Genomic DNA, 22,992 nt, shown 5'->3' on the forward strand with positions numbered 1-22,992 from the left:
AGTGGTTCCCGATGGCCCGTGCGTGAGGTCTCTGTGATGGGTGCCTTCCATGGCTGACGTTTCCGTCAGGAACAAGGCAAACTGACGGGAGTTGTCTTTGATGTGCGCGCGACACGGCGCGCCGGTTGGACGGCGCGGCAGAATGATGTGCGGACGTGGCAGCAGGGAGCAGTGAAGATGGCCGGTGGACCGCGGGTACCGGAGCAGCGGCGTGCCGCCCCGCCCGAGGACCCCTCGGACGCGGCCCCGGCCACCGGCGCCGACCTGCGCTTCAGCGTGCTCGGACCGGTGCGGGCCTGGCGCGGCGGAGAGCCCCTGTCCACCGGCTCCCCGCAGCAGCGCGCCCTCCTCGCCGCCCTCCTGCTGCGCCAGGGGCGCACGGCGACGGCGGCCGAACTCATCGACTCCGTATGGGGCGAGGAGTCCCCGTCGCAGGCGCTGGCCGCGATCCGCACGTACGCCTCACGGCTGCGCAAGATCCTCGGCCCCGGCGTCCTGGAGACCGAGGCCGGCGGCTACGCGCTGCGGATGGCGCGGCCCGACGCCCTTGACCTCGTGGCGGCCGAGGAGCTGGCGGCGCAGGCCGAGCGGGCGCGGCAGTCCGCCGACCTGTGCCGGGCGCGGACGCTGGTGAACGAGGCGCTCGACCTCTGGGACGGCGAACCGCTGGCCCACGTACCGGGTCCGCACGCGGAGACGGAGCGCGCCCGCCTCGACGAATGGCGCCTCCAACTCCTGGAAAACCGCCTCGACATGGACCTGGAGCAGGGCTGCCACGCGGAGGCGGTCTCGGCCCTCACCGCGCTCACCGCGGACCACCCCCTCCGCGAGCGCCTGCGCGAACTGCTGATGCTCGCGCTCTACCGCTCGGGCCGCCAGGCGGAGGCCCTCGCCGTCTACGCGGACACCCGCCGCCTCCTCGCCGACGAGCTCGGGGTGGACCCGCGCGCCGGCCTCTCGGAGCTCCAGCAGCGCATCCTCCAGGCGGACCCGTCCCTGGCGGAGCCCTCGGCGCAGCCACCTGAGCCCTCGCAGACACCGCAGCGCCCGGCCCAACTTCCGGCCACGGTTCCGGATTTCACGGGCCGCGCGTCCTTCGTGACGGAACTCAGCGAGACGCTCGCCGCCGCGTCCTCCGAATCGGGCACCGGCTCGGTGATGGCGGTCTCGGCGGTGGCGGGCATCGGTGGCGTCGGCAAGACCACCCTCGCCGTGCACGTGGCGCACGCGGCGCGCGCCGCGTTCCCCGACGGCCAGCTCTACGTGGACCTCCAGGGCACGAGCCCGCGCTGCGCCGAACCCGAGACGGTCCTCGGCTCCTTCCTCCGCGCGCTCGGCGTCCCGGAGTCGGCGGTCCCCGAGTCCCTGGAGGAGCGCTCGGCCCTGTTCCGCTCGACCCTCGACGGCCGCCGGACCCTGGTCCTCCTCGACAACGCGCGGGACGCGGCGCAGGTCAGGCCGCTGCTGCCCGGCACGGCGGGCTGCGCGGCGCTGATCACGGGCCGCGTCCGGATGGTCGACCTGGTGGGCGCGCACCTGGTGGACCTGGACGTCATGTCGCCCGACGAGGCACTGCTCCTCTTCACCCGCATCGTCGGCGAGGAGCGCGTGACATCGGAACGCAAGGCGGCGCTCGACGTCGTCGCGGCCTGCGGCTTCCTCCCCCTGGCGATCCGCATCGCGGCCTCCCGCCTCGCGGCCCGCCGCACATGGACGGTCTCGGTCCTCGCCGCGAAGCTCGCCGACGAGCGCCGCCGCCTCGACGAGCTCCAGGCCGGCGACCTCGCGGTCAAGGCCACCTTCGAACTCGGCTACGGCCAACTGGAGCCGGCCCAGTCCCGCGCCTTCCGCCTCCTCGGCCTCGCCGACGGCCCCGACATCTCCCTCGCGGCGGCCTCCGCGGTCCTGGACCTCGACATCGAGTCGACGGAGGACGTCCTGGAGTCCCTGGTCGACACCTCCCTCCTGGAATCCGCCGCCCCGGGCCGCTACCGCTACCACGACCTCGTACGCCTCTACGCGCGTGCGTGCGCGGAACGGGACGAGACGAGCACGGACCGGGACGGGGCGCTCTCCCGCCTGCTGGACTTCTATCTGGCGACGGCGGCAGAGGTGTACTCGATCGAGCGTCCCGGCGACCGGCTGGTGGACCACCTGACGCCGACCGTCCATGCGGGGCTCTCCTTCGACGACCGGCAGACGGGCCGTGACTGGCTCTACAACGAGGCGGTTCCGCTCCTCGCCTGCGCCCGGCAGGCGACCGGGAAGGGCACCCTGCGCCGAGGCATCGACCTCTTGTGGGCGGCGGTCGACCTGGCCGAGTCGGGTGCCAACGCGAAGGAGTACGAGGCGACGGCCGCCCTGCTGCACGAGGCCTCCCAGGCGATGGCCGACGTCCGGGGCGAGGGCAGGGCCTGCGTGGTGCTGAGCAACGCACGGCTCTTCTCGGGCGCCTTCGACCGCTCCGAGCAGGAGGCGCACCAGGCGCTCGCCCTCGCCGAGACCCATGACGACCCGCTGGCGCGCTGCTGGGCGGCGAACATCCTGGGGAACATCGCCTTCTACCAAAGCCGCCACAAGGACGCCGAGGTCTACTTCAACCGGGCCATAAAGGAGTTCACGACGTGCGGGGACCTGGCCGGCTCGGCCAGCCCCCTGTGCAACCTGTCCCGGATCCACCTGGCCACCGGCCGCGCGGACTCCGCGGTCACCCTCGCCCGGCAGGGCACGGAGATCTACGAGCGGCTCGGCCACTCCCTCCGGGTCGCGAACGGCCGCTACGCGTTGGGCCTCGCACTGGGCAGCACGGGCCAACACGCGGCCGCCACCGAGCAGTTGGAGCAGGCGCTCGTCATCTTCCGGAACAGCCGCCAGCGGCTCTGGGAGGGCATGGCCCTGTGCCGGCTGGCCGAGGTGGACCTGAACGCCCAGCAGCCGACGCGCGCCGCGAGCAACGCCGAATCGGCGCTGACGATGCTGCGCGGCATCGGCGGGGCGTGGCGCCGGGGCAACGTACTCACCGTCCTGGGCAAGGCCCTCAGGGACCTCGGCCAATCGGGCCGCGCCGAGGTCTGCTGGCGCGAGGCCCTCGACATCTACGAGGAACTGGGCTCGCCGGAGGCCGTTGACGTACGGTCACTCCTGGCGCCGGCCAAGGCGTCGTAGCGAGCGGCGACTTCAGCCGCGACGCTCCCTCGGGGCGATCCCTCGGAGCGGCCCCTCAGAGCGGTCCCTCGGGACGTTCATCGTTCGTTTATCGCGAGGGTGCAGTCTCATTCTTGCCGGGCCGTCGCGTCGGGGGGCAGACGGACCGCCGGACGGGCCGCTTCACCTGAAGTCCGGGTGAGTGCCCGCGGTCCAACCGGCCGCCCACGGGGGAGCGGCCGGTTGGGCTCGTCCCAGTCCAGCCCAGCACGCCCACAGGGGAGGCATCACCATGAGCACAGAACCGGACCCGGTCGTCGAGCCGAACAACACCCACGTCACGGGTGGTGAGGACGGCGAGGACATCCAGCCGCTCAACACCCACGTGACCAGCAAGCCGGCTGCTGTCGCAGCGGACGACGGCGAGCTCAAGCCGGACAACACCCACGTGACGTCCGAGCCCAACTAGACCACCATCCCGACGGGGATCGGCCGCGGCGGACCAAGGGGGAACCGCCGCGGCCGAGGTGTGTCCTGGGGCCCTTCGTCATGCCGACCCGGGCGCCAGCACCCGCGTCTCCACCACCGGCATCCCCTTCTCCCACCAGTGGTCATAGCGCCGGTACGCCCCCGGATCCCGCTCCGCCAGCAGGCGGGCCACGCCCTGGGCCTCGGCCTCCAGATCGGACCACGTCCGCTTCGGCAAGGGCCGGAACGCGCCCACCTCCACGCCGCCGCCGTCCGCGGCGAGACGCCAGACACCGGCCACGTAGCCGTCCACGAGGACCGTCGGGAGTACATCGCCGTTCACCCGGGTCACGTGCTTGCGGTACTCCGGCGGGAGCACCCGGCCCCGGTCCGCGTACGCGAGCAGGACGCTGTCCCACATCGCCAACAGACGCGGTGGGGCAGGGACTTCGGCTCCGGGCAGCACCCCGCCCGGCACGTCGTACAGCACCTCGCCGCCCGGCCCGCTCAGCTGCTCCAGGTCCTCGTCGAGCGCCGCCCGCACCCGGCCCTTCTGGACGAGGGCGAACTGGGCCATGTCCGCCACCGACGCGGGCCCGAACCCCGCCAAGTAGCGGCGGATCAGGGACCGCAGTCCCTCGGCCATCGCCTCCGGGTCCCGCAGTCGCGGGCGCCGCCCCGCTTCCGCCGCCACGAACGACTGCCGCTTGTCGGAGGCGTACGACCACGGCGAGCCGGCCACCGGCGCGTGCCACAGCGGCGCGTACTGGCGCAGCATGCGGCAGGCGGTCACCACCTTCTCCCCGGTGGCCCGCCCCGTGAACCACTCCGTCAACTCCCCTGTGGTACGCGGCCGTTCGGCCATCCGCAGCAGCTCCGGCAGCAACGCATCCGCGTCCTCCGCCACCAACCCCGACGCCCGGAACCGCGGATCCCCCAGCCGCGCACCCCGCACCGTCGGCTCCACCGCCGCCCGGAAGTCCCGGTAGTCGTCGACATGCACGGCGTGCAGCGTGATCCGCATCAGCGTCGACTTCACCGCCCGGAAGTCCCCGAACACCGCGTCCAGGTCCGCCGGATCGAACCCCGCCACCCGGTTCCACAGCGCCACATACGGCGAAGCGGGCTGCTGCGCCTGGAGCGCGACAACCCGCCGTAGTGCCTCCTCGGCCCCAACCGCTGCCCGGTCGAGCAGCAGCTGCCTGGCCAGAGTCGACCTGTTGAGGCCCCGCGCGGACATCGAGTTCGTGGTCATGCCGGAATTCTTCCGGCACGGACCACCCCGCGCACCCCGGAAACGTCAGTCCAGCTTGCGCGCCACTTCCGTGGCCCAGTACGTGAGGATCATGTTCGCGCCGGCCCGCTTGATACCGAGCAGCGACTCCATGATCGACTTGTCCCGCTCGATCCAGCCCCGCTGCGCCGCCGCCTCGATCATCGCGTACTCACCACTGATCTGGTACGCGGCGACCGGCACGTCCGCCTCGTCGGCCACCCGAGCCAGGATGTCGAGGTACGGACCCGCCGGCTTCACCATCACCATGTCGGCGCCCTCTTCGAGGTCGAGCGCCAGCTCCCGCAGGGACTCCCGGATGTTGGCCGGGTCCTGCTGGTACGTCTTGCGGTCACCCTTGAGCGAGGAGCCGACGGCCTCGCGGAACGGGCCGTAGAAGGCGGAGGAGTACTTCACCGAGTAGGCGAGCACGGCGACGTCCTCGCGCCCGATCTGGTCCAACGCATCGCGTACGACGCCGATCTGACCGTCCATCATGCCGCTCGGGCCCACGATGTGCGCGCCCGCGTCCGCCTGGACCTGCGCCATCTCCGCGTACCGCTCCAGCGTCGCGTCGTTGTCGATCCGGCCCTGCTCGTCGAGGACGCCACAGTGGCCGTGGTCCGTGAACTCGTCCAGGCACAGGTCGGACATGACGAGCAGGTCGTCGCCGACCTCGGAGCGGACGTCGCGCAGCGCGAGCTGCAGGATGCCGTCGGGGTCGGTACCGACCGTGCCCCGCCCGTCCTTCTTCTCGTCCAGCGGCACGCCGAACAGCATGATCCCGGAGACACCCGCCTCCGCGGCCTCGGCCGCCGCCTTCTTCAGGGAGTCACGGGTGTGCTGGTACACGCCCGGCATCGAGCCGATCTCCACCGGGGCGTCGATCCCCTCGCGCACGAACGCGGGGAGGATCAGGTCGGACGGATGCAGCCGCGTCTCGGCGACCATGCGCCGCATGGTGGGAGTCGTCCGCAGCCGCCGCGGCCGCGAACCGGGGAAAGAACCGTACCGAGTCACTGAACCTGCCACCTCTACCTACGTGCTGTGTTCTCCCGGGGGACGACCCCCGAACCCCCAGCCGGACAAGCAGGCCGACCGGGGCCCAGGTAGGGCCGTGCCCGGAAAACGGAGTAAACCGGAAGGGCGGGCACCCGGACCCGTAAGCCCGGAAAATGCCCGCCCCACACTCTTCCTTACGGAGCCGCGCGCCTGCGCCGCGACCCGGGTCGCCGCTCGCTGGGCCGGGTGACCGGGTCACCCGCCTCGATCGCGGCAACCCGCCGCTTGGTGCCGAAGTCGGCAAGCGCGGCCGCCAGCTTGAGCACCGACGGCTCCGGAGCCATCACGTCGACCCGCAGGCCGTGCTCCTCGGCCGTCTTGGCGGTCGCCGGGCCGATGCAGGCGATCACCGTCACGTTGTGCGGCTTGCCCGCGATGCCGACCAGGTTGCGCACCGTGCTCGACGACGTGAACAGAACGGCGTCGAAACCGCCGCCCTTGATCGCCTCACGCGTGTCCGCCGGCGGCGGCGACGCGCGCACGGTCCGGTACGCCGTGACGTCGTCGACCTCCCAGCCCAGCTCGATGAGCCCGGCGACGAGGGTCTCGGTCGCGATGTCGGCACGCGGCAGGAAGACGCGGTCGATCGGGTCGAAGACCGGGTCGTACGGCGGCCAGTCCTCCAGGAGACCCGCGGCCGACTGCTCGCCGCTCGGCACCAGGTCCGGCTTCACGCCGAAGGCGATGAGGGCCTGCGCCGTCTGGTCGCCCACCGCCGCGACCTTGATCCCGGCGAAGGCGCGGGCGTCGAGCCCGTACTCCTCGAACTTCTCGCGGACGGCCTTGACCGCGTTCACCGAGGTGAAGGCGATCCACTCGTAGCGGCCCGTCACCAGGCCCTTGACCGCGCGCTCCATCTGCTGCGGCGTGCGCGGCGGCTCGACCGCGATGGTCGGCACCTCGTGCGGCACGGCGCCGTAGGAACGAAGCTGGTCGGAGAGCGAGACCGCCTGCTCCTTCGTCCGCGGGACGAGCACGCGCCAGCCGAACAGCGGCTTCGACTCGAACCACGACAGCTGGTCGCGCTGGGCGGCTGCGGAACGCTCGCCGACCACGGCTATCACCGGGCGGTTGCCCTCCGGCGACGGCAGCACCTTGGCCTGCTTCAGCGTCTGCGCGATGGTGCCGAGCGTCGCCGTCCAGGTCTTCTGGCGCGTCGTCGTACCGGCGACCGTCACGGACAGCGGGGTGTCGGGCTTGCGGCCCGCCGCCACCAGCTCACCGGCCGCGGAGCCCACCGAGTCGAGCGTCGTCGACACGACGACCGTGCCGTCGGACGCGCCGACCTCGGTCCAGCAGCGCTCGGATGCGGTGGCCGCGTCCACGAAGCGGACGTCGGCGCCCTGCTGGTCACGGAGCGGCACTCCGGCGTACGCGGGCACGCCCACGGCCGCCGCGATGCCGGGCACGACCTCGAAGGTGATGCCGGCGGTCGCGCAGGCCAGCATCTCCTCGGCCGCGTACGTGTCGAGGCCGGGGTCCCCGGTGACCGCACGCACGACCCGCTTGCCGCCCCGTGCGGCCTCCATGACAAGATTGGCCCAGTCCCTCAGAGCCGGGACCACGACGGCAGTTGACGAGCCGTCAGCGGTCGCCGGGCGCTCCGGGGCACCCGTGGCGTCGAGGACGGTCACGCCGGCCTTGGCATGCGTCCGCACGACGTCGAGCACTTCGGGCTCGGCGATCAGCACATCCGCTCGGGACAGGGCCTCCACGGCCCTGAGGGTCAGCAGTCCCGGATCTCCGGGACCCGCACCCAGGAAGGTGACGTGCCCAGGTGCCCAGGCGGTCGATACAGCGGTGGTGGGGCTCATCGTGCTCGCTCCCCCATCAGACCGGCCGCACCCTTGGCCAGCATCTCGGCGGCGAGTTCCCGCCCGAGTGCCAGCGCCTCGTCCTCGGACGAGGGCACGGGACCGGTGGTGGTCAGCTGCACCAGCTCGGAGCCGTCGGTGGTACCGACGACGCCGCGCAGGCGCATTTCCTTGGCAGTCTGCCCGTCGGCCAGCAGGTCGGCCAGCGCACCCACAGGTGCACTGCAGCCGGCCTCCAGGGCGGCGAGCAGGGTTCGCTCGGCGGTCACGGCGGCCCGCGTGAGCGGGTCGTCCAACTCGGCGAGCATGGCCACGAGTTCACCGTTGTCGGCGGCACACTCGATGGCCAGTGCCCCCTGGCCGGGGGCGGGCAGAATCATGTCGGTCGGGAGGAACTCGGTGACTTCCTCGCTGCGACCGGTACGGCTGAGCCCTGCGGCCGCGAGGACCACCGCGTCCAGCTCGCCCTTCTCGACAAAGCCGATCCGGGTGTCGATGTTCCCACGGATCGGCACGGTCTCGATCCGTATGCCGTGGCTGCGCGCGTACGCGTTCAGCTGCGCCATGCGGCGCGGCGAACCGGTACCCACGCGGGCACCCTCGGGGAGATCCGTGAACTTCAGTCCGTCGCGCGCGATCAGCACGTCCCGCGGGTCCTCGCGCACCGGTACGGCGGCGAGGGCCAGCTCAGCGGGCTGCGCGGTCGGCAGGTCCTTGAGGGAGTGCACCGCGAAGTCGACCTCGCCCCGGGCGAGCGCGTCGCGCAGCGCGGTGACGAAGACTCCGGTGCCGCCGATCTGCGCGAGGTGCTCGCGGGAGGTGTCACCGTACGTGGTGATCTCCACAAGCTCGACCTCGCGGCCGGTCAACTGACGTACGGCTTCGGCCACTTGCCCGGACTGGGCCATGGCCAGCTTGCTGCGCCTGGTGCCCAGCCTCAGGGCTTTCTCGGCGGTCATGCCGGGCCTCGATTCTTGCCTTCTGCTTCGTGGGGGGTGGCCCGGGAAACGGCGGCGACCGTCTCCTGGTCCAGGTCGAACAGGGTCCGCAGGGCGTCCGCGTACCCGGCACCGCCGGGCTCGGCGGCCAGCTGCTTGACCCGTACGGTCGGCGCGTGCAGCAGCTTGTCCACCACGCGCCGCACGGTCTGGGTGATCTCCGCGCGCTGCTTCTCGTCCAGGCCGGGGAGCCTGCCGTCGAGCCGGGCGATCTCGCTCGCCACCACGTCCGCGGCCATCGTGCGCAGCGCGACGACGGTCGGCGTGATGTGCGCGGCCCGCTGCGCGGCACCGAACGCGGCGACCTCGTCGGCCACGATGGTCCGCACCAGGTCGACGTCGGCGGCCATGGGGGCGTCCGCGGAGGCGTCGGCGAGCGACTCGATGTCGACGAGGCGGACCCCGTCGATCCGGTGCGCGGCCGCGTCGACATCCCGCGGCATCGCCAGGTCGAGCAGGGCCAGCGCCACCTGTCGTACGGGCTCGGGGGTGCGCTCGCGGCGCATCTCCGGCACCCGTCCGGCGACGGCGAGGGCGGCGATGGTCTCGGCCTCGGAGAGGCGGACCTGCTCACCGGGCGCGTTGTCGACCCAGGCGCCGTGCTGCTCAAGGGCTGCGGCGTCGAAGCCGGCGACCGCGGCCTCGCCCTCGACGGAGAAGCCGCCGCGCACCGTCTCGGCAGAGCGGCTGTCGCTTCCGGCCTTGCCTGCGGCGGGAGTCGTGGAGCCGGGCACCTCGCTGCCCGCGGTCGGCGTGCGGCCCGCGACGGCGGAACGTATGGCCTCGGCGGTCAGGACGAGACCGGTCGCACCGGTGCAGGAGATGGCGACGTCGGCACGTGTCAGTTCGTCCGCCACGGCGTCCATCGCGACCGCACGGGCCGCCGTACCGGCCTCGTTCAAGATCTCTACAAGGCGGTCGGCGCGCTCCACCGTCCGGTTGGCGACGACGACCTCGGCCACTCCGGCCCGCGCGAGCGTGGCCGCGGCGAGCGAGGACATCGAGCCGGCGCCGATCACGAGCGCCCGCTTGCCCTGCGCCCACGCGTCCACCGACTGCCCGGCGGCGAGCTGCTCGAGGCCAAAGGTGACGAGCGACTGCCCGGCACGGTCGATCCCGGTCTCCGAGTGGGCGCGCTTGCCCACCCGCAGGGCCTGCTGGAAGAGGTCGTTGAGGAGCTTGCCCGCGGAGTGCAGCTCCTGGGCGCGCGCGAGGGTGTCCTTGATCTGGCCGAGGATCTGGCCCTCGCCGACCACCATCGAGTCGAGCCCGCACGCCACCGAGAACAGGTGGTGCACCGCCCGGTCCTCGTAGTGCACATAAAGATAGGGAGTGAGCTCTTCGAGGCCCACACCGCTGTGCTGCGCGAGCAGCGTCGACAGCTCGGCGACACCGGCGTGGAACTTGTCCACGTCCGCGTACAGCTCGATGCGGTTGCAGGTCGCGAGCACCGCGGCCTCGGCGGCCGGTTCGGCGGCGAGCGTGTCCTGCAGCAGCTTCGCCTGGGTGTCCGCGTTCAGCGCGGCACGCTCCAGAACGCTGACAGGGGCGCTGCGGTGGCTCAGACCTACGACGAGGAGACTCATGCCGGCATCACGGCGGGCACGTCCCCGTCGGGTCCCTTGCGCTCGTCGTTGTGCCTCTCGGCGGCGGGCTTGGTGACCTTGGCGGCCGGGCCTTCGAGACCCACCGCGCCCTCGGCCTCCTCCACCGGGCTCTCGCCGGCCTTGCGCTGCTCGTGGAAGGCGAGGATCTGCAGCTCGATGGAGAGGTCGACCTTGCGCACGTCGACGCCGTCGGGAACGGAGAGCACCGTCGGCGCGAAGTTCAGGATGGAGGTGATCCCGGCGGCGACGAGCCGGTCGCAGACCTGCTGCGCGGCACCGGCCGGGGTCGCGATGACGCCGATGGAGACGCCGTTCTCGTCGATGATCTTCTCGAGGTCGTCGGCGTGCTGCACGGCCATGCCCGCGACGGACTTGCCGGTCATCGCCGGATCGGCGTCGATCAGGGCCGCGACGCGGAAGCCGCGCGAGGCGAAACCACCGTAATTGGCAAGCGCCGCACCGAGGTTACCGATACCGACCATCACGATCGGCCAGTCCTGCGTGAGGCCCAGCTCGCGTGAGATCTGGTAGACGAGGTACTCGACGTCGTAGCCCACGCCGCGGGTCCCGTACGAACCGAGGTACGAGAAGTCCTTGCGCAGCTTCGCGGAGTTGACCCCCGCGGCGGCCGCGAGCTCCTCGGAGGAGACCGTGGGTACCGAGCGTTCCGACAGAGCGGTGAGGGCTCGGAGGTACAGCGGAAGCCTGGCGACGGTGGCCTCGGGAATTCCTCGGCTGCGGGTCGCCGGTCGGTGAGTTCGGCCAGTTGCCACGGTGCTCCTGCGGGTAGAGCGGGGCTGTGGGCGGCACCCTGCTACTCGACCGCCCCGTCGAATGCAGGCTATGTCTTTGTGAACGCGTGCACAAAGATGGTGTCCGATTTGCCCGGCCAACGTGACCGGGCTCACGCGCGCCCCGCGCGCCTCCCTGGAACCGGCGCGCAGGTAGCTTCGTTGCTCACCTGTGGAGGCCAAAACGGCACACTCTCCTCAACGTTGCCAAGATCCACGCCCCCGAGACCAAAACCGCCCCCGATCCTAAGCGACTTTTGGGACCAGTTGGACTGGTCGGTCAGTGACCTGTGCGACCGGACCACGGCCGGCCGCGACCGACCTGGGGCTTCGTACGCGGACCGTCACCGAGTGAGCGCGTGCCGCAGCCGCTCCTCCTTCACGCGCCAGAAATCGTGCTGCGCTCCGTCGACGAGAACGACCGGGATCTGTTCCCAGTACTTGCGGTACAGCTCCTCGTCCTCGGTGATGTCCTTCTTCTCCCAGGCCGCGCCGACCTCGGCGCACACCTTCTCGATCACCGACTGTGCGTCGTCACACAGATGACAGCCGGGCTTCCCGATCAGCGTGACGATCCGCTCACGCGGATCCTTCTTCTCGCGGTTGCGAAAAATGGGACTCATACCGGCCATTCTCGCCCCACACGCGGCCCTCCTGTCGCCGAGAATTCACGTGCGGACAGGCTCCCGAAACCCGCGCGACTCCGGAACCCCCGAACAGACTGGCTATGCTCACGACATGTCCCGCCCGTCTCCCGACCACCACCCCGGTAGGAGGCACTTCGTGCCGAAGCATGGAATGGGATGGCTCACACCCCGTAGGCGCTCCGCCACCGCGCGGAGCGTGCTGGCAGGCGAGGCTTCGGCCGAGGCCGCCCGCAAGTCCTCCCAGGAGCTGGAGGACCAGGCTCCGCCGGTCGACGAGGACCTACAAGAACCGGAGTTCCCGGTCGCGGGCGACGACAAGGCCGCCGCCTTCTTCGACCTGGACAACACGGTGATGCAGGGCGCGGCGATCTTCCACTTCGGCCGCGGCCTCTACAAGCGGAAGTTCTTCGAGCGCCGGGAGCTGACCCGATTCGCCTGGCAGCAGGCCTGGTTCAGGCTCGCAGGCGTCGAGGACCCCGAGCACATGCAGGACGCGCAGAACAGCGCCCTGTCCATCGTGAAGGGCCACCGCGTCGCCGAGCTGATGTCCATCGGCGAGGAGATCTACGACGAGTACCTGGCCGAGCGGATCTGGCCCGGCACCCGCGCCCTCGCCGAGGCCCACCTGGACGCGGGCCAGAAGGTCTGGCTGGTCACGGCCGCGCCCGTGGAGATCGCCACGGTCATCGCCCGCCGCCTCGGCCTGACCGGCGCGCTCGGCACGGTCGCCGAGTCCATCGGCGGCGTCTACACCGGCAGGCTCGTCGGCGAACCGCTGCACGGCCCCGCGAAGGCCGAGGCGGTCCGCGCGCTCGCCTCCGCCGAGGGCCTGGAGCTCGGCCGCTGCGCCGCGTACAGCGACTCGCACAACGACATCCCGATGCTCTCGCTCGTCGGCCACCCGTACGCGATCAACCCGGACGCGAAGCTGCGCAAGTACGCGCGCGAGCGCGACTGGCGCCTTCGGGACTACCGCACGGGCCGCAAGGCCGCGAAGGTCGGGATCCCCGCCGCGGCCGGCGTCGGCGCGGTCGCGGGCGGCACGGCGGCGGCGATCGCACTGCACAGGCGCCGTCGCTGACGGTCGGTCGCCTACGGTCACCGAGCGGTCGAGGACGACATTCCGACCGTCTTACCCGTGTCCCGCTCCCGCCAGTCCTGTAAGTACCACTCGGCCACAACACGTCACCACCAGAGCCGGAACTTGAACGTAATCGATCAACAAGTGGTCACTCTCTGGTACTTGAAACGCCGTCGAGCGACTACAGAAGTGACGTAATCGGTGATTTGAGCAACTGGGTGTAGTGCTCCCTGCACGAAGCGTTATTCTCCTCAGACGCAAACCGGTACCCACGCGTCAGTACGACGGGTGAACGGTCCCGCACTGCACGTGATGGAAGCTCTGCCTCTGGGAGTCCCGTGTACCCACACGTCGGGGTTGACGCCTCGGGCCTGGCAACGCTGCACGCGACGGTCGTGGACCGCTTGCGCGGTTTCGTCCCTACCGCGTACGCCGTCCCCGCCCTCGCCGCTGCGGCAGCGTCGGCCGTGCCCGCCCCTGCCTCGCCATGTTTCGCCATGGCCGATTCGACCGCGGCCACCGTCGGCAGACGGGCCCGTTCCGGGTCCGCCGGCGCCTCGGGCACCGCGGCCAGGTCGGCCACACCTACGGCCCGCCGTCCCGCGGCCGACAGCGACAGTGCCCGCATGATGGATCTGGTCGAGCGCGCCCAAGGGGGCGAGGCCGACGCGTTCGGCCGGCTCTACGACCAGTACAGCGACACTGTGTACCGCTATATCTATTACCGCGTCGGCGGAAAGGCGACGGCGGAGGACCTCACCAGTGAGACCTTCCTGCGCGCGCTGCGCCGCATCGGCACGTTCACCTGGCAGGGCCGCGACTTCGGCGCCTGGCTGGTCACGATCGCGCGCAACCTGGTCGCGGACCACTTCAAGTCGAGCCGTTTCCGCCTCGAAGTGACCACGGGCGAAATGCTCGATGCGAACGAGGTGGAGCGTTCCCCCGAGGACTCCGTCCTGGAGTCCCTCTCGAACGCGGCGCTGCTCGACGCCGTGCGCCGCCTCAACCCACAGCAGCAGGAGTGCGTCACGCTGCGCTTCCTGCAGGGCCTGTCCGTCGCCGAGACCGCTCGCGCGATGGGCAAGAACGAGGGCGCGATCAAGACCCTCCAGTACCGGGCGGTGCGCACCCTGGCGCGCCTTCTGCCGGACGACGCCCGCTGAGCCCCGGGGCCTCTTCTTCAGCCCTGGGGCCGTTACTGCCCGCAGTCTCCAACTCACCTACGGTGAAAGCGAGATGGGATCGCGCTCGGATCACCTTTCGCGCGTAACCGAAGTACCGAGCCGCTCGTTGTGCGGGATGCAGGCTCCCTGTGGTCACTCCCGACCGGGATTCACTCACTCGTTGGTGTGTATCCGGGTCCGGGGTGCAACCCCAGGACCCCCTGGGAAGTCGACCGTCATGAGTGAGAGGAGGTGCCGCCAGTGATCGCGAACGTCTCGGCACACCGGCGGGCGAACGCCTTCGCCCAGGCCCTGGAGGACCAGTCCGACCAGGACCCGTCGGCGCAGCAACCGGAAGAAGAACCGGCCGCCCGGCGCAGCGATGCGGCGACGGCCGAGGAGGGCGGGCTGCTGTCCCTGGCCGCGGCTCTCGGCGAGCTGCCGAAGCCGGAGTTCGATCCCGAGGTCAAGATGGTGCAGCGGGCGCAGCTCGTCGCCGCCATGGAGGCCATGGTCCAAGAGGGCGGCGCGGCCACCTCCGTACCCAAGCAGCGCCAGGGCAAGGGCGCCCACCGGGCGAGTCCACTGCGGAAGCTGCGGCCCCGCTCCCGTCTGAGCAAGGGCATCGCGGCGGGCGGGCTCACCGTCGGCGTGGCCGCGGGCGCCTTCAGCGGTGTGGCCGCGGCGTCGTCCAGCGCACTGCCGGGCGACCACCTCTACGGCCTCAAGCGCGGCATGGAGGACCTCAAGCTGGGCATGGCGCACAGCGACTCCGACAAGGGGCAGGCCTACCTCGACCAGGCGTCGACGCGGCTGAGCGAGGCGCGGCGGCTCATGGAGCGCGGCCGCACCGGACAGCTCGACCACGAGTCCGTGGGTGAGGTCAGGCGCGCGCTCTCCGGGGTGCAGTACGACGCCTCCGAGGGCCACCGGCTCCTCAGCGACGCGTACAAGCGCGACGGCGCCCTCGGCCCGATCCAGGCCCTGTCCACCTTCTCCGACGCGCACAGGCAGAGCTGGACGGCCCTGAGCGACCGCCTGCCGGTCCAGCTCGGAGACGTACGGGACCAGGTCAGCTCGGTCTTCGACGCCATAGACGAAGAAGTCGGCCCGCTGCGCTCCCTGCTGCCGCGGACCCCGGACGAGAAGGGCGGCGCGACGAGCCCGGGCACCAGCCAGGACGGTACGTCGCCGGGCACCCCGGACACCGGCAGCTCCACCCCGTCCGGATCCGGCTCCGCCTCCGACGACGGCAAGACGTCGACGAAGCCGAAGCCGTCCACGTCCGACACCGGCAAGGACGAGGAGGGCCTGCTCGGCGAGAACACGGGCGGCCTTCTCGACCCGCCGAAGGACAAGACGACCCCGCCCTCCTCGGACGACAGCCCGGACTCCGACACGGACACCGGCTCCCCGAAGCCGGACGTGACGGTGCCCCCGCTGCTCCCGGGCCTCCTGCCGGGCCTGGGCGTCGACGGCGAGGACGCGAAGTAGCGCACCGCGCAGCAGACAGGGCCCGAGGCTTGCCTCGGGCCCTGTTCTCGTTCAGAAGAACACCGCTTCAGAAGAACACGGCTTCAGAAAAACACCGACCGCCGCTGCACCAGCAACTTGTACAACGTGTGCTGGATCTGTTCGCGGACCTGGTCCGTCAGGTTGAACATCAGCATCGGGTCCTCCGCCGCCTCCGGCGGGTAGCCGTCCGTCGGGATCGGCTCGCCGAACTGGATCGTCCACTTCGTCGGCAGCGGCACCGCGCCCAACGGCCCCAGCCACGGGAACGTGGGCGTGATCGGGAAGTACGGGAAGCCGAGGAGCCGCGCCAATGTCTTGGCGTTGCCGACCATCGGGTAGATCTCCTCCGCCCCGACGATCGAGCACGGCACGATCGGCGTGCCGGCGCGCAGCGCGGTCGACACGAACCCGCCCCGCCCGAAGCGCTGCAGCTTGTACCGCTCGCTGAACGGCTTGCCGACGCCCTTGAAGCCCTCCGGCATGACGCCGACCAGCTCACCGCTCTCGAGCAGCCGCTGCGCGTCCTCCGCGCAGGCCAGCGTGTGCCCGGCCTTGCGCGCCAGCTCGTTGACCACCGGCAGCATGAACACCAAGTCGGCCGCGAGCAGCCGCAGGTGGCGGTTCGCCGGATGGTTGTCGTGCACGGCGACCTGCATCATCAGGCCGTCGAGCGGCAGCGTCCCCGAGTGGTTGGAGACGATCAGGGCCCCGCCCTCGGACGGGATGTTCTCGATGCCCTTCACGTCGACCCGGAAGTACTTCTCCGCGAGCGGCCGGAGCAGCGACATCAGGACCTGGTCGGTGAGCTCCTCGTCGTAACCGAACTCGTCGACGTCGTAGTCCCCGGTGATCCGCCGCCGCAGAAACGCGAGCCCGCCCGCGATCTTCCGCTCCCAGCCGCCGCCCTGCGACGGCTCGCCCGGCTCCTCGGGCCCGGGTTCGGGCGCGGATTCGGACGGTGGCTGCTGCAAGGGCCGCACCTTCCGTACGGCCACGGGTTCGCCCTTGCGTCGCCCGCCGCTCCCCGGGCCCCGGCCGCGGCGCGCGGCACCCTTCGCCGCCGCCCCTCGCGACCTGTCGTCGTCGAACGGAATGACCTTGGCGTCCGCCATCGTTGATGCGCTCCTCAGTTGGCGCTCTGCGTCGGGGGGTGGCTGGGACCTGTGCGGGCACCGCTCAGGAAGGGCAGCGCGGCGATCCGGTCGACGGCCCCCGCGAGGGCCTGCGGCGGCAGCAGTCCCGGGCCCCGGCCGCGTACGAACTCCGCGAAGGCCTCCGCGGTCGTGTACTTGGGCTCAAAGCCCAGTGTGTCGCGCATCTGGACCGTCGACACCATCCGTCCGTGCGTGAGCAGCCGGATCTGCTCGGGCGAGAAGTCCGTCGCCCCCAGCGTACGCAGCGCGCCGCCCACCCAGGTCACGGCGGGAAGGAGAACCGGGACCGTCGGCCGGCCGAGCCGCCGCGAGCACTGCGACAGCAACAGCACACCGTCACCGGCGATATTGAACGTGCCGCTGTTCAACGTGGCGCGGGCCGGCTCGTGCGAGGCGATCCGCAGCACCTCGATCACGTCGTCCTCGTGCACGAACTGCAGCCGCGGGTCGTAGCCGAACACGGTCGGCAGGACCGGCAGCGAGAAGTACTCGGCGAGCGGCGAATCCGCCGTCGGCCCAAGGATGTTGGCGAAGCGCAGCACACACACCGCGACATCGGGACGGCGCCGGGCGAACCCGCGCACATAGCCCTCGACCTCCACGGTGTCCTTGGCGAAGCCTCCGCTCGGCAGCGACTTCGGCGGCGTCGTCTCCGTGAAGACGGCCGGGTCGCGCGGCGCGGAGCCATAGACGTTCGTACTGGACTTCACCACCAGGCGCTTCACGTTCGGCGCCTTCTGGCACGCGCCGAGCAGCTGCATCGTGCCGATGACGTTGGTCTCCTTGACCGTGCCGCGGCCGCCGCTGGCCAGCGGGGTCCCCGTCACGTCCATGTGCACGACCGTGTCCACGGAGTACTCGGCGAGCACCCGCGCGATCGTCGGCTGCCGGATGTCGGCCTGCAGGAAGTCGGCACCGCCCAGATGGTGTGCCGGCGGCACCGCGTCCACGCCGATCACCCGGTCCACCTCGGGGTCCCGCTGGATCCTGCGTACGAACCGGCCGCCCAGTTGTCGGGCCACCCCTGTCACGAGCACGACTTTGCCCAAGATCAGCGCCTACCTTCCGTCCCAGCCCCGCCGCGCTCCGCAATCACTGCTTGCGGGCCACGTTAGCGGTTCGATGTTGCGCTGTGATGTCTGCTCGATGCAGGAAGTGACGACGGCCACACTCGCAGGTAACGGGAGGTTCCGAAGTGAACAATTGCCTGTTCAAGGGAGCTGTCACGCAGTGCCGCCCCCGCTCGGTCGCCACTCGGTCCGCACAACGCAATGTGGCCCTCCCACCGGATGGTGGAAGGGCCACAAGGCGCGCTGTACAGCAGCTGCCGCTTACTTCTTGTTGCGACGCTGCACGCGGGTGCGCTTCAGCAGCTTGCGGTGCTTCTTCTTCGCCATCCGCTTACGCCGCTTCTTAATGACAGAGCCCACGACTACCCTCGCTCACTTCTCGGACAACCCCTGCGTTGCAGGGACAATCACTCGGTGCGGGGCTGCATTGGGGCCCACACGACCTACGAGGGGCTAGCCTACCCCGCTCCGAGCGCCGAGCAGAAATCGAGGTCCGCAGGACCCCCTGGATCAGCCTGCGTCCACCCCCACGTAGGAGTCACGGAGGTACTCATGAACCGCATTCTCCGGGACTCGGAATGACCTCCCCACCCGGATCGCGGGCAGATGACCGCTGTGCACCAAGCGGTACACGGTCATCTTCGACACTCGCATCACCGCGGCGACCTCCGCCACGGTCAGGAACGCCACCTCGGATAGAGGCCTCTGGTCAGCAGCCATGACACACCTGAACCTTCCGCACTCGACGGCCACCGGCTTCCCCTTCCGGTGACTCAACGTCGTTGCGTGCTCACTCCCCAATGTAGAGGCGGGTGATGCGAGTGGGGAAGAGGAGCAGCGATCGGCCGCCTACTGTGACAGACACGCTCGATTGAGTACATAGCGAGTAAGCGGTCGGTAGTAATCAGACCGCACAGCGTCATCAAGTGGAACGACGACGGACACCTGTCCCTCGGCCTCACCGACGAACAGGGCGGGATCGTCCGTATCGGCCAGACCGATGGCGTCAAACCCCAACTGACCTGCACCGCAGACCCATCCGTGGTCCCCGATGACCAGCTCGGGCAGCGGCTCGCCGGCCTCCGAAAGCGCACCGAGCACCAGCCGAACCGGGAGTGGTGAGTGGGTGTGCGCGCCGGTCTCACTTCGCACCGGGTACGCGCCCGGTTCTCGCACCAGCGCGACTCCTCGGTCGTAGTCGAGGTTGTACGTGCGTAGGCCGAACCGGGTCGTTATGTCGATACTCCGACCCTGCGCGGGGGTGAGGACGGGGCAGCCCACCGCCGACAGGGCGTCCGCCAACGCGGCGTAGAAACCGAGCAGTCGATGCGGATGACCCGTCCCGAACAGCACTGGGGAACGGCTCTCGGCGGCCCGGCCGAGGCGCTCCGCAAACGCGTCGAGCGCGGCCAGGGTCCGTTCCGGATCAATGACATCGTGCCCCGTGCGGTGCCCCGGGTCCCCGGAAACCCCACACTTGTCCGCCATCAACGCGAGCAGATCCCGGTGCCCCCAAGCCCACTCGGGGTCGAGCCCGAGCATCACTCGCGGATCCCGCGCCTCGAACAGGCGGTAGCTCCGCAGACTCTCCTCACGGGAGGTCGCCACGGGCCCGGCAAGCCGAGCCGCCAACAGATGCGCCCGCAGGGCGCCGACGCTCAACACCCTTGTGATGTTGCGCCATTGCCCCGCCCCGTTCCCCCACTTTCCAGCAAACACCCCACGGTCGGAGTAACGCCCTTCCGCCTTGGGCAATCTGCCTTCCCCAAGCTCTCGAACAACCTCGAGCAGGGGAGACCCCATCGGGCGGCAGGGTGGGCAAGGCGGCACCCCGGTGCAGGCCGCACCTACGGAAGGCGCCGACCCCGGCACCGCTCAAAGACCCCGGCGCCGCCCGCCGATCACGGCAACAGCCCCCGCAAGGGATACGCCGCCTTACGCGTAGCCAGAACCGCCTGGTCGAGCCGGTCCGCGGGGTCGTACCCCGCCTCCCACCCCTGATACGACACGGGCCACCGCCCATCCGTCATCCGCTGCGGAGCCAACTGCCGCGTACGGGCGAACACTTCCTGCCGCCACCCCTCAGGAATCACCGACTCGGGCGCGATCTCCCGCCCCGCCGCAATCCCCACGAGATGCGTCCACGACCGCGGCACCACATCCACCACGGCGTACCCGCCCCCACCCAGGGCCACCCACCGCCCGTCCGCGTACTCGTGCGCCCACTCGTGGCAAGCGACCTGCACAGCCCGCTGCGCGTCCAAGGAAACGGCCAAATGCGCCAACGGATCCTCGAAGTGCGTATCGGCCCCGTGCTGCGTCACAAGCACCTGCGGCCGGAACTCCGCCAACAACTCCGGCACCACCGCATGCAGCGCCCGCAGCCACCCCGCATCCCCGGTCCCCGCCGGCAACGCCACATTCACGGCCGTCCCCTCACCGGCCCCGTCCGCCCCGGTCTCCTCGGGCCACCCGGTCTGCGGGAACAACGTACGAGGATGCTCGTGCAACGAAATCGTCAGAACCCGCGGGTCCTCCCAGAACGCCGCCTGCACCCCGTCCCCGTGATGCACGTCCACATCCACGTACACGACCCGCTCGGCGCCCAGCTCCAGCAGCCGCGCGATCGCCAGCGCCGCATCGTTGTACACGCAGAACCCGGACGCCGCCCCGGGCATCGCATGGTGCAGGCCACCCGAGAAGTTCACGGCGTGCAGCGCGTCCCCCCGCCACACACTCTCTGCGGCCCCCACCGACTGCCCGGCGATCAGCGCGGACACCTCGTGCATCCCGGCGAACGCCGGATCGTCCATGGTCCCGAGCCCGTACGCCGGGTCGGCCGCGGCCGGATCGACGGACGCGGCCTTGACCGCCTCCACGTAGTCCTCGCGGTGCACGAGCCGCAACGTCGACTCCCCGGCCGCCTTGGCCGCGACGACCTCCAGGTCCCGGTCGAGCCCGAACGCGTCCACCAGTCTCCGGGTCAGATCAAGCCTGATCGGATCCATCGGGTGTCCGGGCCCGAAGTCATACCCCGCTACCGCCGGGTCCCACATCAATTGCGCGCGGCCGCTCATGCCCGCCACCGTATCGGTCGCCCCGCTCCCGGAACGACGGGGCGTACACCAGCGTCATCAGCACCAATGCCATGGGCACGAGCATCGCCCCGCGGTAACTCCACGCGTCCCCGATGGCCCCCACAAGCGGCGAACCCACCAGAAAGCCCACGTAGTTGAAGATATTGAGCCGCGCCACCGCCGCATCGGACGCCTTCGGGAACAGCCTCCCGGCCGCGGCGAACGTCTGCGGCACGATCACGCACAACCCGAGCCCCAGCAACGTGAACCCGAGGATTCCCACCCACTCCCCCGGCGCCAGCGCCACCACACCGAACCCGCCGGCAGCCACAACAGCCCCGAACCGCACCACGGCCACGGCCCCGAACCGCCGCACGCCCACGTCCCCGACGGACCGCCCCACCAGCGTCATCACCATGTAGACGTTGTACGGAACGGTCGACATCTGCTCCGAACTGCCCAGCACGTCCTGCAGATACTTTGCGCTCCAGTTCGAGACCGTCGAGTCCCCGATGTACGCGAAGGACATCACCAGGCAGAGCGGCAACAGCAGCTTGAAAACGATCCCGCCGCCCTGCGCCTGCTCTCGCGCGGCCGCCTCCCCGTCGGCCGCCCGCCCGTCCACGTACCACCGGCTCGCCACGAGACAGAACGGCAACAGCACGCACGCCACCGGCAGATACGACACGAACAGCGTCAGATCCCAGTGCGCCCCGACCCACGCGAGCGACGCCCCGACGATCCCACCGAGGCTGTACGCGGCATGGAAGCCGAGCATGATGCTGCGCCCGTACGCCCGCTGCAGGCTGACGCCGAGCATGTTCATCGAGGCGTCCAGGGCCCCGACGGAGAGACCGAACGCGGCGAGCGCGACGGCCACTTCGGCCATCGAGTCCCCGGCCCCGACCCCGAGCAGCGCCAGGAGCACGACTGGCTGCGACCACCGCAGCACCCGACTGGGCCGCACCCTTTTCACCAACTGCTCGGTGCCTACGCTCCCGACCCCGGCCAGCACCGGCACCGCGGCCAGGAACACGGGCAGCAGCGCGTCGGATATCCCGTACTGGTCCTGAATGGCGGGGATCCGGGTCACGAGCAACGCGAAAGCGACACCCTGCGCGAAGAAGCTGAACCCCAGAGTCCCGCGACCCCACCGCAGCCGCCCACCCACCGTGCCGGCCGTCCCGGCTGTCCCATCGGTCATGGCGGCACAGCGTAGGCCTCCGCCTTACCCGTGGGTAGATGGATCACAAAACCATGGGCCGACCGTGACCTCACTCAAGCAGCCGCGGCAACTCCCGCATGTCGTCGAAGAGTTCATCGGCCCGGCCGAGCCGCTCAGCGGGCGTCATCGCGGTGAACCCGTACACATCCATCCCTGCGGCGACGGCGGCGTGCACACCGAGCGGACTGTCCTCGACGACCAGACACTTCTCGGGCGGAACCCCCATCCGCTCCGCCGCGTACAGAAACAGATCGGGCGCCGGCTTCCCGCGCCCCACATCCTGCGAACTGAAGATCCGCTCGTCCCCGAACCACTTGTCGAGCCCGGTCTTCCGGTGCCCGACACGGATCCGCTCATGGCTCCCGGAGGACGCGACGCAGTACGGCACCCCGTCGGCCGTCAGACTCTCCAGCACCTGGACGACCCCGTCGACCGGCTCCAGCTCCCGCTCGAACGCCGCGAACACCCGCGCATGAAAGACATCGTCGAAGTCCTCGGGAAGCCGCTGCCCGGTCCGCTCGAGAACCACATCGTGCACGCGGTGCATGGCGGCGCCCATGTAGTCCCGCAGGGATTCCTCGTACGAGGTCGGGTGCCCGAGCTCGGTGAGATAGCCGGCCAGGAGCGTATTGGAGATCGGTTCACTGTCGACGAGTACGCCGTCGTTGTCGAAGATGACGAGGTCATAGCGCATTCCCATATCTTCGACCCTAAACGCAGAAAAGCCCCGGACCGTATCCCGGTCCGGGGCTTTTCTTCAAAATTTGTTCGGCGGCGTCCTACTCTCCCACAGGGTCCCCCCTGCAGTACCATCGGCGCTGTGAGGCTTAGCTTCCGGGTTCGGAATGTAACCGGGCGTTTCCCTCACGCTATGACCACCGAAACACTATGAAACTGTCAACC

20 protein-coding genes and 1 rRNA gene are annotated in these 22,992 nt (G+C 70.4%); 5 read left to right on the forward strand and 16 right to left on the reverse strand.

Translation table 11 applies throughout. The features are described 5' to 3' along the window. The first annotated feature begins 177 nt into the window (after positions 1-177). Complete coding sequence (gene afsR, locus OG746_RS02775) at positions 178-3,165, forward strand: SARP-family global regulator AfsR (RefSeq protein ID WP_266711261.1); 2,988 nt, start codon at positions 178-180, stop codon at positions 3,163-3,165. Between the two features lie 271 nt (positions 3,166-3,436). Then, complete coding sequence (locus tag OG746_RS02780; protein WP_266711262.1) at positions 3,437-3,613, forward strand: hypothetical protein; 177 nt, start codon at positions 3,437-3,439, stop codon at positions 3,611-3,613. 78 nt (positions 3,614-3,691) lie between these two features. Here the strand turns inward: OG746_RS02780 and OG746_RS02785 are convergent, their stop codons facing one another. The 7 genes from OG746_RS02785 to OG746_RS02815 all read right to left on the reverse strand — a co-directional run bounded on the left by OG746_RS02785 (position 3,692) and on the right by OG746_RS02815 (position 11,789). Continuing rightward, on the reverse strand, positions 3,692-4,867 hold the full coding sequence (locus tag OG746_RS02785) for a winged helix DNA-binding domain-containing protein (RefSeq protein ID WP_266711263.1): 1,176 nt from the start codon (positions 4,865-4,867) through the stop codon (positions 3,692-3,694). A 45-nt stretch (positions 4,868-4,912) separates the two neighbouring features. After that, positions 4,913-5,905: a porphobilinogen synthase gene (gene hemB / locus OG746_RS02790; protein WP_266711264.1), complete on the reverse strand. Its 993-nt coding sequence runs from the start codon at positions 5,903-5,905 to the stop codon at positions 4,913-4,915. 176 nt (positions 5,906-6,081) lie between these two features. Continuing rightward, entirely contained in the window at positions 6,082-7,761 is a 1,680-nt protein-coding gene (locus tag OG746_RS02795) for a bifunctional uroporphyrinogen-III C-methyltransferase/uroporphyrinogen-III synthase (protein WP_266711265.1), read from the reverse strand. After that, positions 7,758-8,720: a hydroxymethylbilane synthase gene (gene hemC / locus OG746_RS02800; protein WP_266711266.1), complete on the reverse strand. Its 963-nt coding sequence runs from the start codon at positions 8,718-8,720 to the stop codon at positions 7,758-7,760. The genes OG746_RS02795 and hemC overlap by 4 nt, the downstream gene beginning before the upstream one ends. Then, positions 8,717-10,345, reverse strand: a complete 1,629-nt coding sequence (locus OG746_RS02805; RefSeq protein WP_266711267.1) for a glutamyl-tRNA reductase — start codon at positions 10,343-10,345, stop codon at positions 8,717-8,719. The genes hemC and OG746_RS02805 overlap by 4 nt, the downstream gene beginning before the upstream one ends. Beyond that, positions 10,342-11,139 carry a redox-sensing transcriptional repressor Rex gene (locus tag OG746_RS02810; RefSeq protein WP_266711268.1) on the reverse strand — a complete coding sequence of 266 codons (798 nt, stop codon included), beginning with the start codon at positions 11,137-11,139 and terminating at the stop codon, positions 10,342-10,344. The genes OG746_RS02805 and OG746_RS02810 overlap by 4 nt, the downstream gene beginning before the upstream one ends. A gap of 362 nt (positions 11,140-11,501) precedes the next feature. After that, a complete protein-coding gene (locus tag OG746_RS02815) occupies positions 11,502-11,789 on the reverse strand; it encodes a glutaredoxin family protein (RefSeq protein ID WP_371590794.1) in 288 nt (95 codons plus the stop codon). A 106-nt stretch (positions 11,790-11,895) separates the two neighbouring features. Between OG746_RS02815 and OG746_RS02820 the strand changes: the two genes are divergently transcribed. The 3 genes from OG746_RS02820 (at position 11,896) to OG746_RS02830 (ending at position 15,542) form a co-directional block, all read left to right on the forward strand. Further along, positions 11,896-12,885 (forward strand): HAD family hydrolase, encoded by a 990-nt coding sequence (locus tag OG746_RS02820; RefSeq protein WP_443063099.1) that lies wholly within the window; start codon positions 11,896-11,898, stop codon positions 12,883-12,885. Positions 12,886-13,223: 338 nt separating this feature from the next. Further along, the gene (locus tag OG746_RS02825) at positions 13,224-14,048 is read left to right on the forward strand and encodes an ECF subfamily RNA polymerase sigma factor, BldN family (protein WP_266711270.1); all 825 of its coding nucleotides are present in this window, start codon (positions 13,224-13,226) and stop codon (positions 14,046-14,048) included. Between the two features lie 261 nt (positions 14,049-14,309). Continuing rightward, positions 14,310-15,542 (forward strand): DUF5667 domain-containing protein, encoded by a 1,233-nt coding sequence (locus tag OG746_RS02830; protein ID WP_266711271.1) that lies wholly within the window; start codon positions 14,310-14,312, stop codon positions 15,540-15,542. 83 nt (positions 15,543-15,625) lie between these two features. On the opposite strand, the gene OG746_RS02835 is transcribed toward OG746_RS02830, so the two are convergent. From OG746_RS02835 to rrf, 9 genes are all read right to left on the reverse strand, one after another. Next, a complete protein-coding gene (locus OG746_RS02835) occupies positions 15,626-16,675 on the reverse strand; it encodes a lysophospholipid acyltransferase family protein (protein ID WP_266711272.1) in 1,050 nt (349 codons plus the stop codon). A 14-nt stretch (positions 16,676-16,689) separates the two neighbouring features. After that, positions 16,690-17,766, reverse strand: a complete 1,077-nt coding sequence (locus OG746_RS02840) for an NAD-dependent epimerase/dehydratase family protein (RefSeq protein ID WP_266711273.1) — start codon at positions 17,764-17,766, stop codon at positions 16,690-16,692. Between the two features lie 282 nt (positions 17,767-18,048). Then, positions 18,049-18,147 carry a 30S ribosomal protein bS22 gene (locus tag OG746_RS02845; protein ID WP_003948845.1) on the reverse strand — a complete coding sequence of 33 codons (99 nt, stop codon included), beginning with the start codon at positions 18,145-18,147 and terminating at the stop codon, positions 18,049-18,051. Between the two features lie 150 nt (positions 18,148-18,297). Further along, positions 18,298-18,507 carry a helix-turn-helix domain-containing protein gene (locus tag OG746_RS02850; RefSeq protein ID WP_266711274.1) on the reverse strand — a complete coding sequence of 70 codons (210 nt, stop codon included), beginning with the start codon at positions 18,505-18,507 and terminating at the stop codon, positions 18,298-18,300. Between the two features lie 129 nt (positions 18,508-18,636). Beyond that, the gene (locus tag OG746_RS02855; protein WP_266711275.1) at positions 18,637-19,452 is read right to left on the reverse strand and encodes a phosphatase; all 816 of its coding nucleotides are present in this window, start codon (positions 19,450-19,452) and stop codon (positions 18,637-18,639) included. 236 nt (positions 19,453-19,688) lie between these two features. Further along, entirely contained in the window at positions 19,689-20,864 is a 1,176-nt protein-coding gene (locus tag OG746_RS02860; protein WP_266711276.1) for an acetoin utilization protein AcuC, read from the reverse strand. After that, positions 20,815-22,068, reverse strand: coding sequence for an MFS transporter (locus OG746_RS02865; protein ID WP_524540365.1), 1,254 nt, complete (start codon positions 22,066-22,068; stop codon positions 20,815-20,817). Before OG746_RS02865 ends, OG746_RS02860 begins: the two co-directional genes overlap by 50 nt. 70 nt (positions 22,069-22,138) lie before the next feature. Further along, positions 22,139-22,783, reverse strand: a complete 645-nt coding sequence (locus OG746_RS02870) for an HAD family hydrolase (RefSeq protein WP_266718678.1) — start codon at positions 22,781-22,783, stop codon at positions 22,139-22,141. A 72-nt stretch (positions 22,784-22,855) separates the two neighbouring features. Continuing rightward, positions 22,856-22,972: ribosomal RNA gene (rrf, locus tag OG746_RS02875) — 5S ribosomal RNA — on the reverse strand. Positions 22,973-22,992: the final 20 nt, after the last annotated feature.

The organism is Streptomyces sp. NBC_01016, from assembly GCF_026341035.1.
In the GTDB taxonomy this organism is placed as follows: Bacteria; Actinomycetota; Actinomycetes; order Streptomycetales; family Streptomycetaceae; genus Streptomyces.

What these genes read in the sequence shown, in the direction of transcription:
- OG746_RS02860 (WP_266711276.1), bottom strand. Translation starts at nt 20,864, where the DNA reads ATGAGCGGCCGCGCGCAATTGATGTGGGACCCGGCGGTAGCGGGGTAT.
- OG746_RS02805 (WP_266711267.1), bottom strand. Translation starts at nt 10,345, where the DNA reads ATGAGTCTCCTCGTCGTAGGTCTGAGCCACCGCAGCGCCCCTGTCAGC.
- OG746_RS02795 (WP_266711265.1), bottom strand. Translation starts at nt 7,761, where the DNA reads ATGAGCCCCACCACCGCTGTATCGACCGCCTGGGCACCTGGGCACGTC.
- hemC (WP_266711266.1), bottom strand. Translation starts at nt 8,720, where the DNA reads ATGACCGCCGAGAAAGCCCTGAGGCTGGGCACCAGGCGCAGCAAGCTG.
- OG746_RS02785 (WP_266711263.1), bottom strand. Translation starts at nt 4,867, where the DNA reads ATGACCACGAACTCGATGTCCGCGCGGGGCCTCAACAGGTCGACTCTG.
- OG746_RS02865 (WP_524540365.1), bottom strand. Translation starts at nt 22,068, where the DNA reads ATGACCGATGGGACAGCCGGGACGGCCGGCACGGTGGGTGGGCGGCTG.
- afsR (WP_266711261.1), top strand. Translation starts at nt 178, where the DNA reads ATGGCCGGTGGACCGCGGGTACCGGAGCAGCGGCGTGCCGCCCCGCCC.
- OG746_RS02835 (WP_266711272.1), bottom strand. Translation starts at nt 16,675, where the DNA reads ATGGCGGACGCCAAGGTCATTCCGTTCGACGACGACAGGTCGCGAGGG.
- OG746_RS02780 (WP_266711262.1), top strand. Translation starts at nt 3,437, where the DNA reads ATGAGCACAGAACCGGACCCGGTCGTCGAGCCGAACAACACCCACGTC.
- OG746_RS02820 (WP_443063099.1), top strand. Translation starts at nt 11,896, where the DNA reads ATGTCCCGCCCGTCTCCCGACCACCACCCCGGTAGGAGGCACTTCGTG.
- OG746_RS02870 (WP_266718678.1), bottom strand. Translation starts at nt 22,783, where the DNA reads ATGCGCTATGACCTCGTCATCTTCGACAACGACGGCGTACTCGTCGAC.
- OG746_RS02815 (WP_371590794.1), bottom strand. Translation starts at nt 11,789, where the DNA reads ATGGCCGGTATGAGTCCCATTTTTCGCAACCGCGAGAAGAAGGATCCG.
- OG746_RS02850 (WP_266711274.1), bottom strand. Translation starts at nt 18,507, where the DNA reads ATGGCTGCTGACCAGAGGCCTCTATCCGAGGTGGCGTTCCTGACCGTG.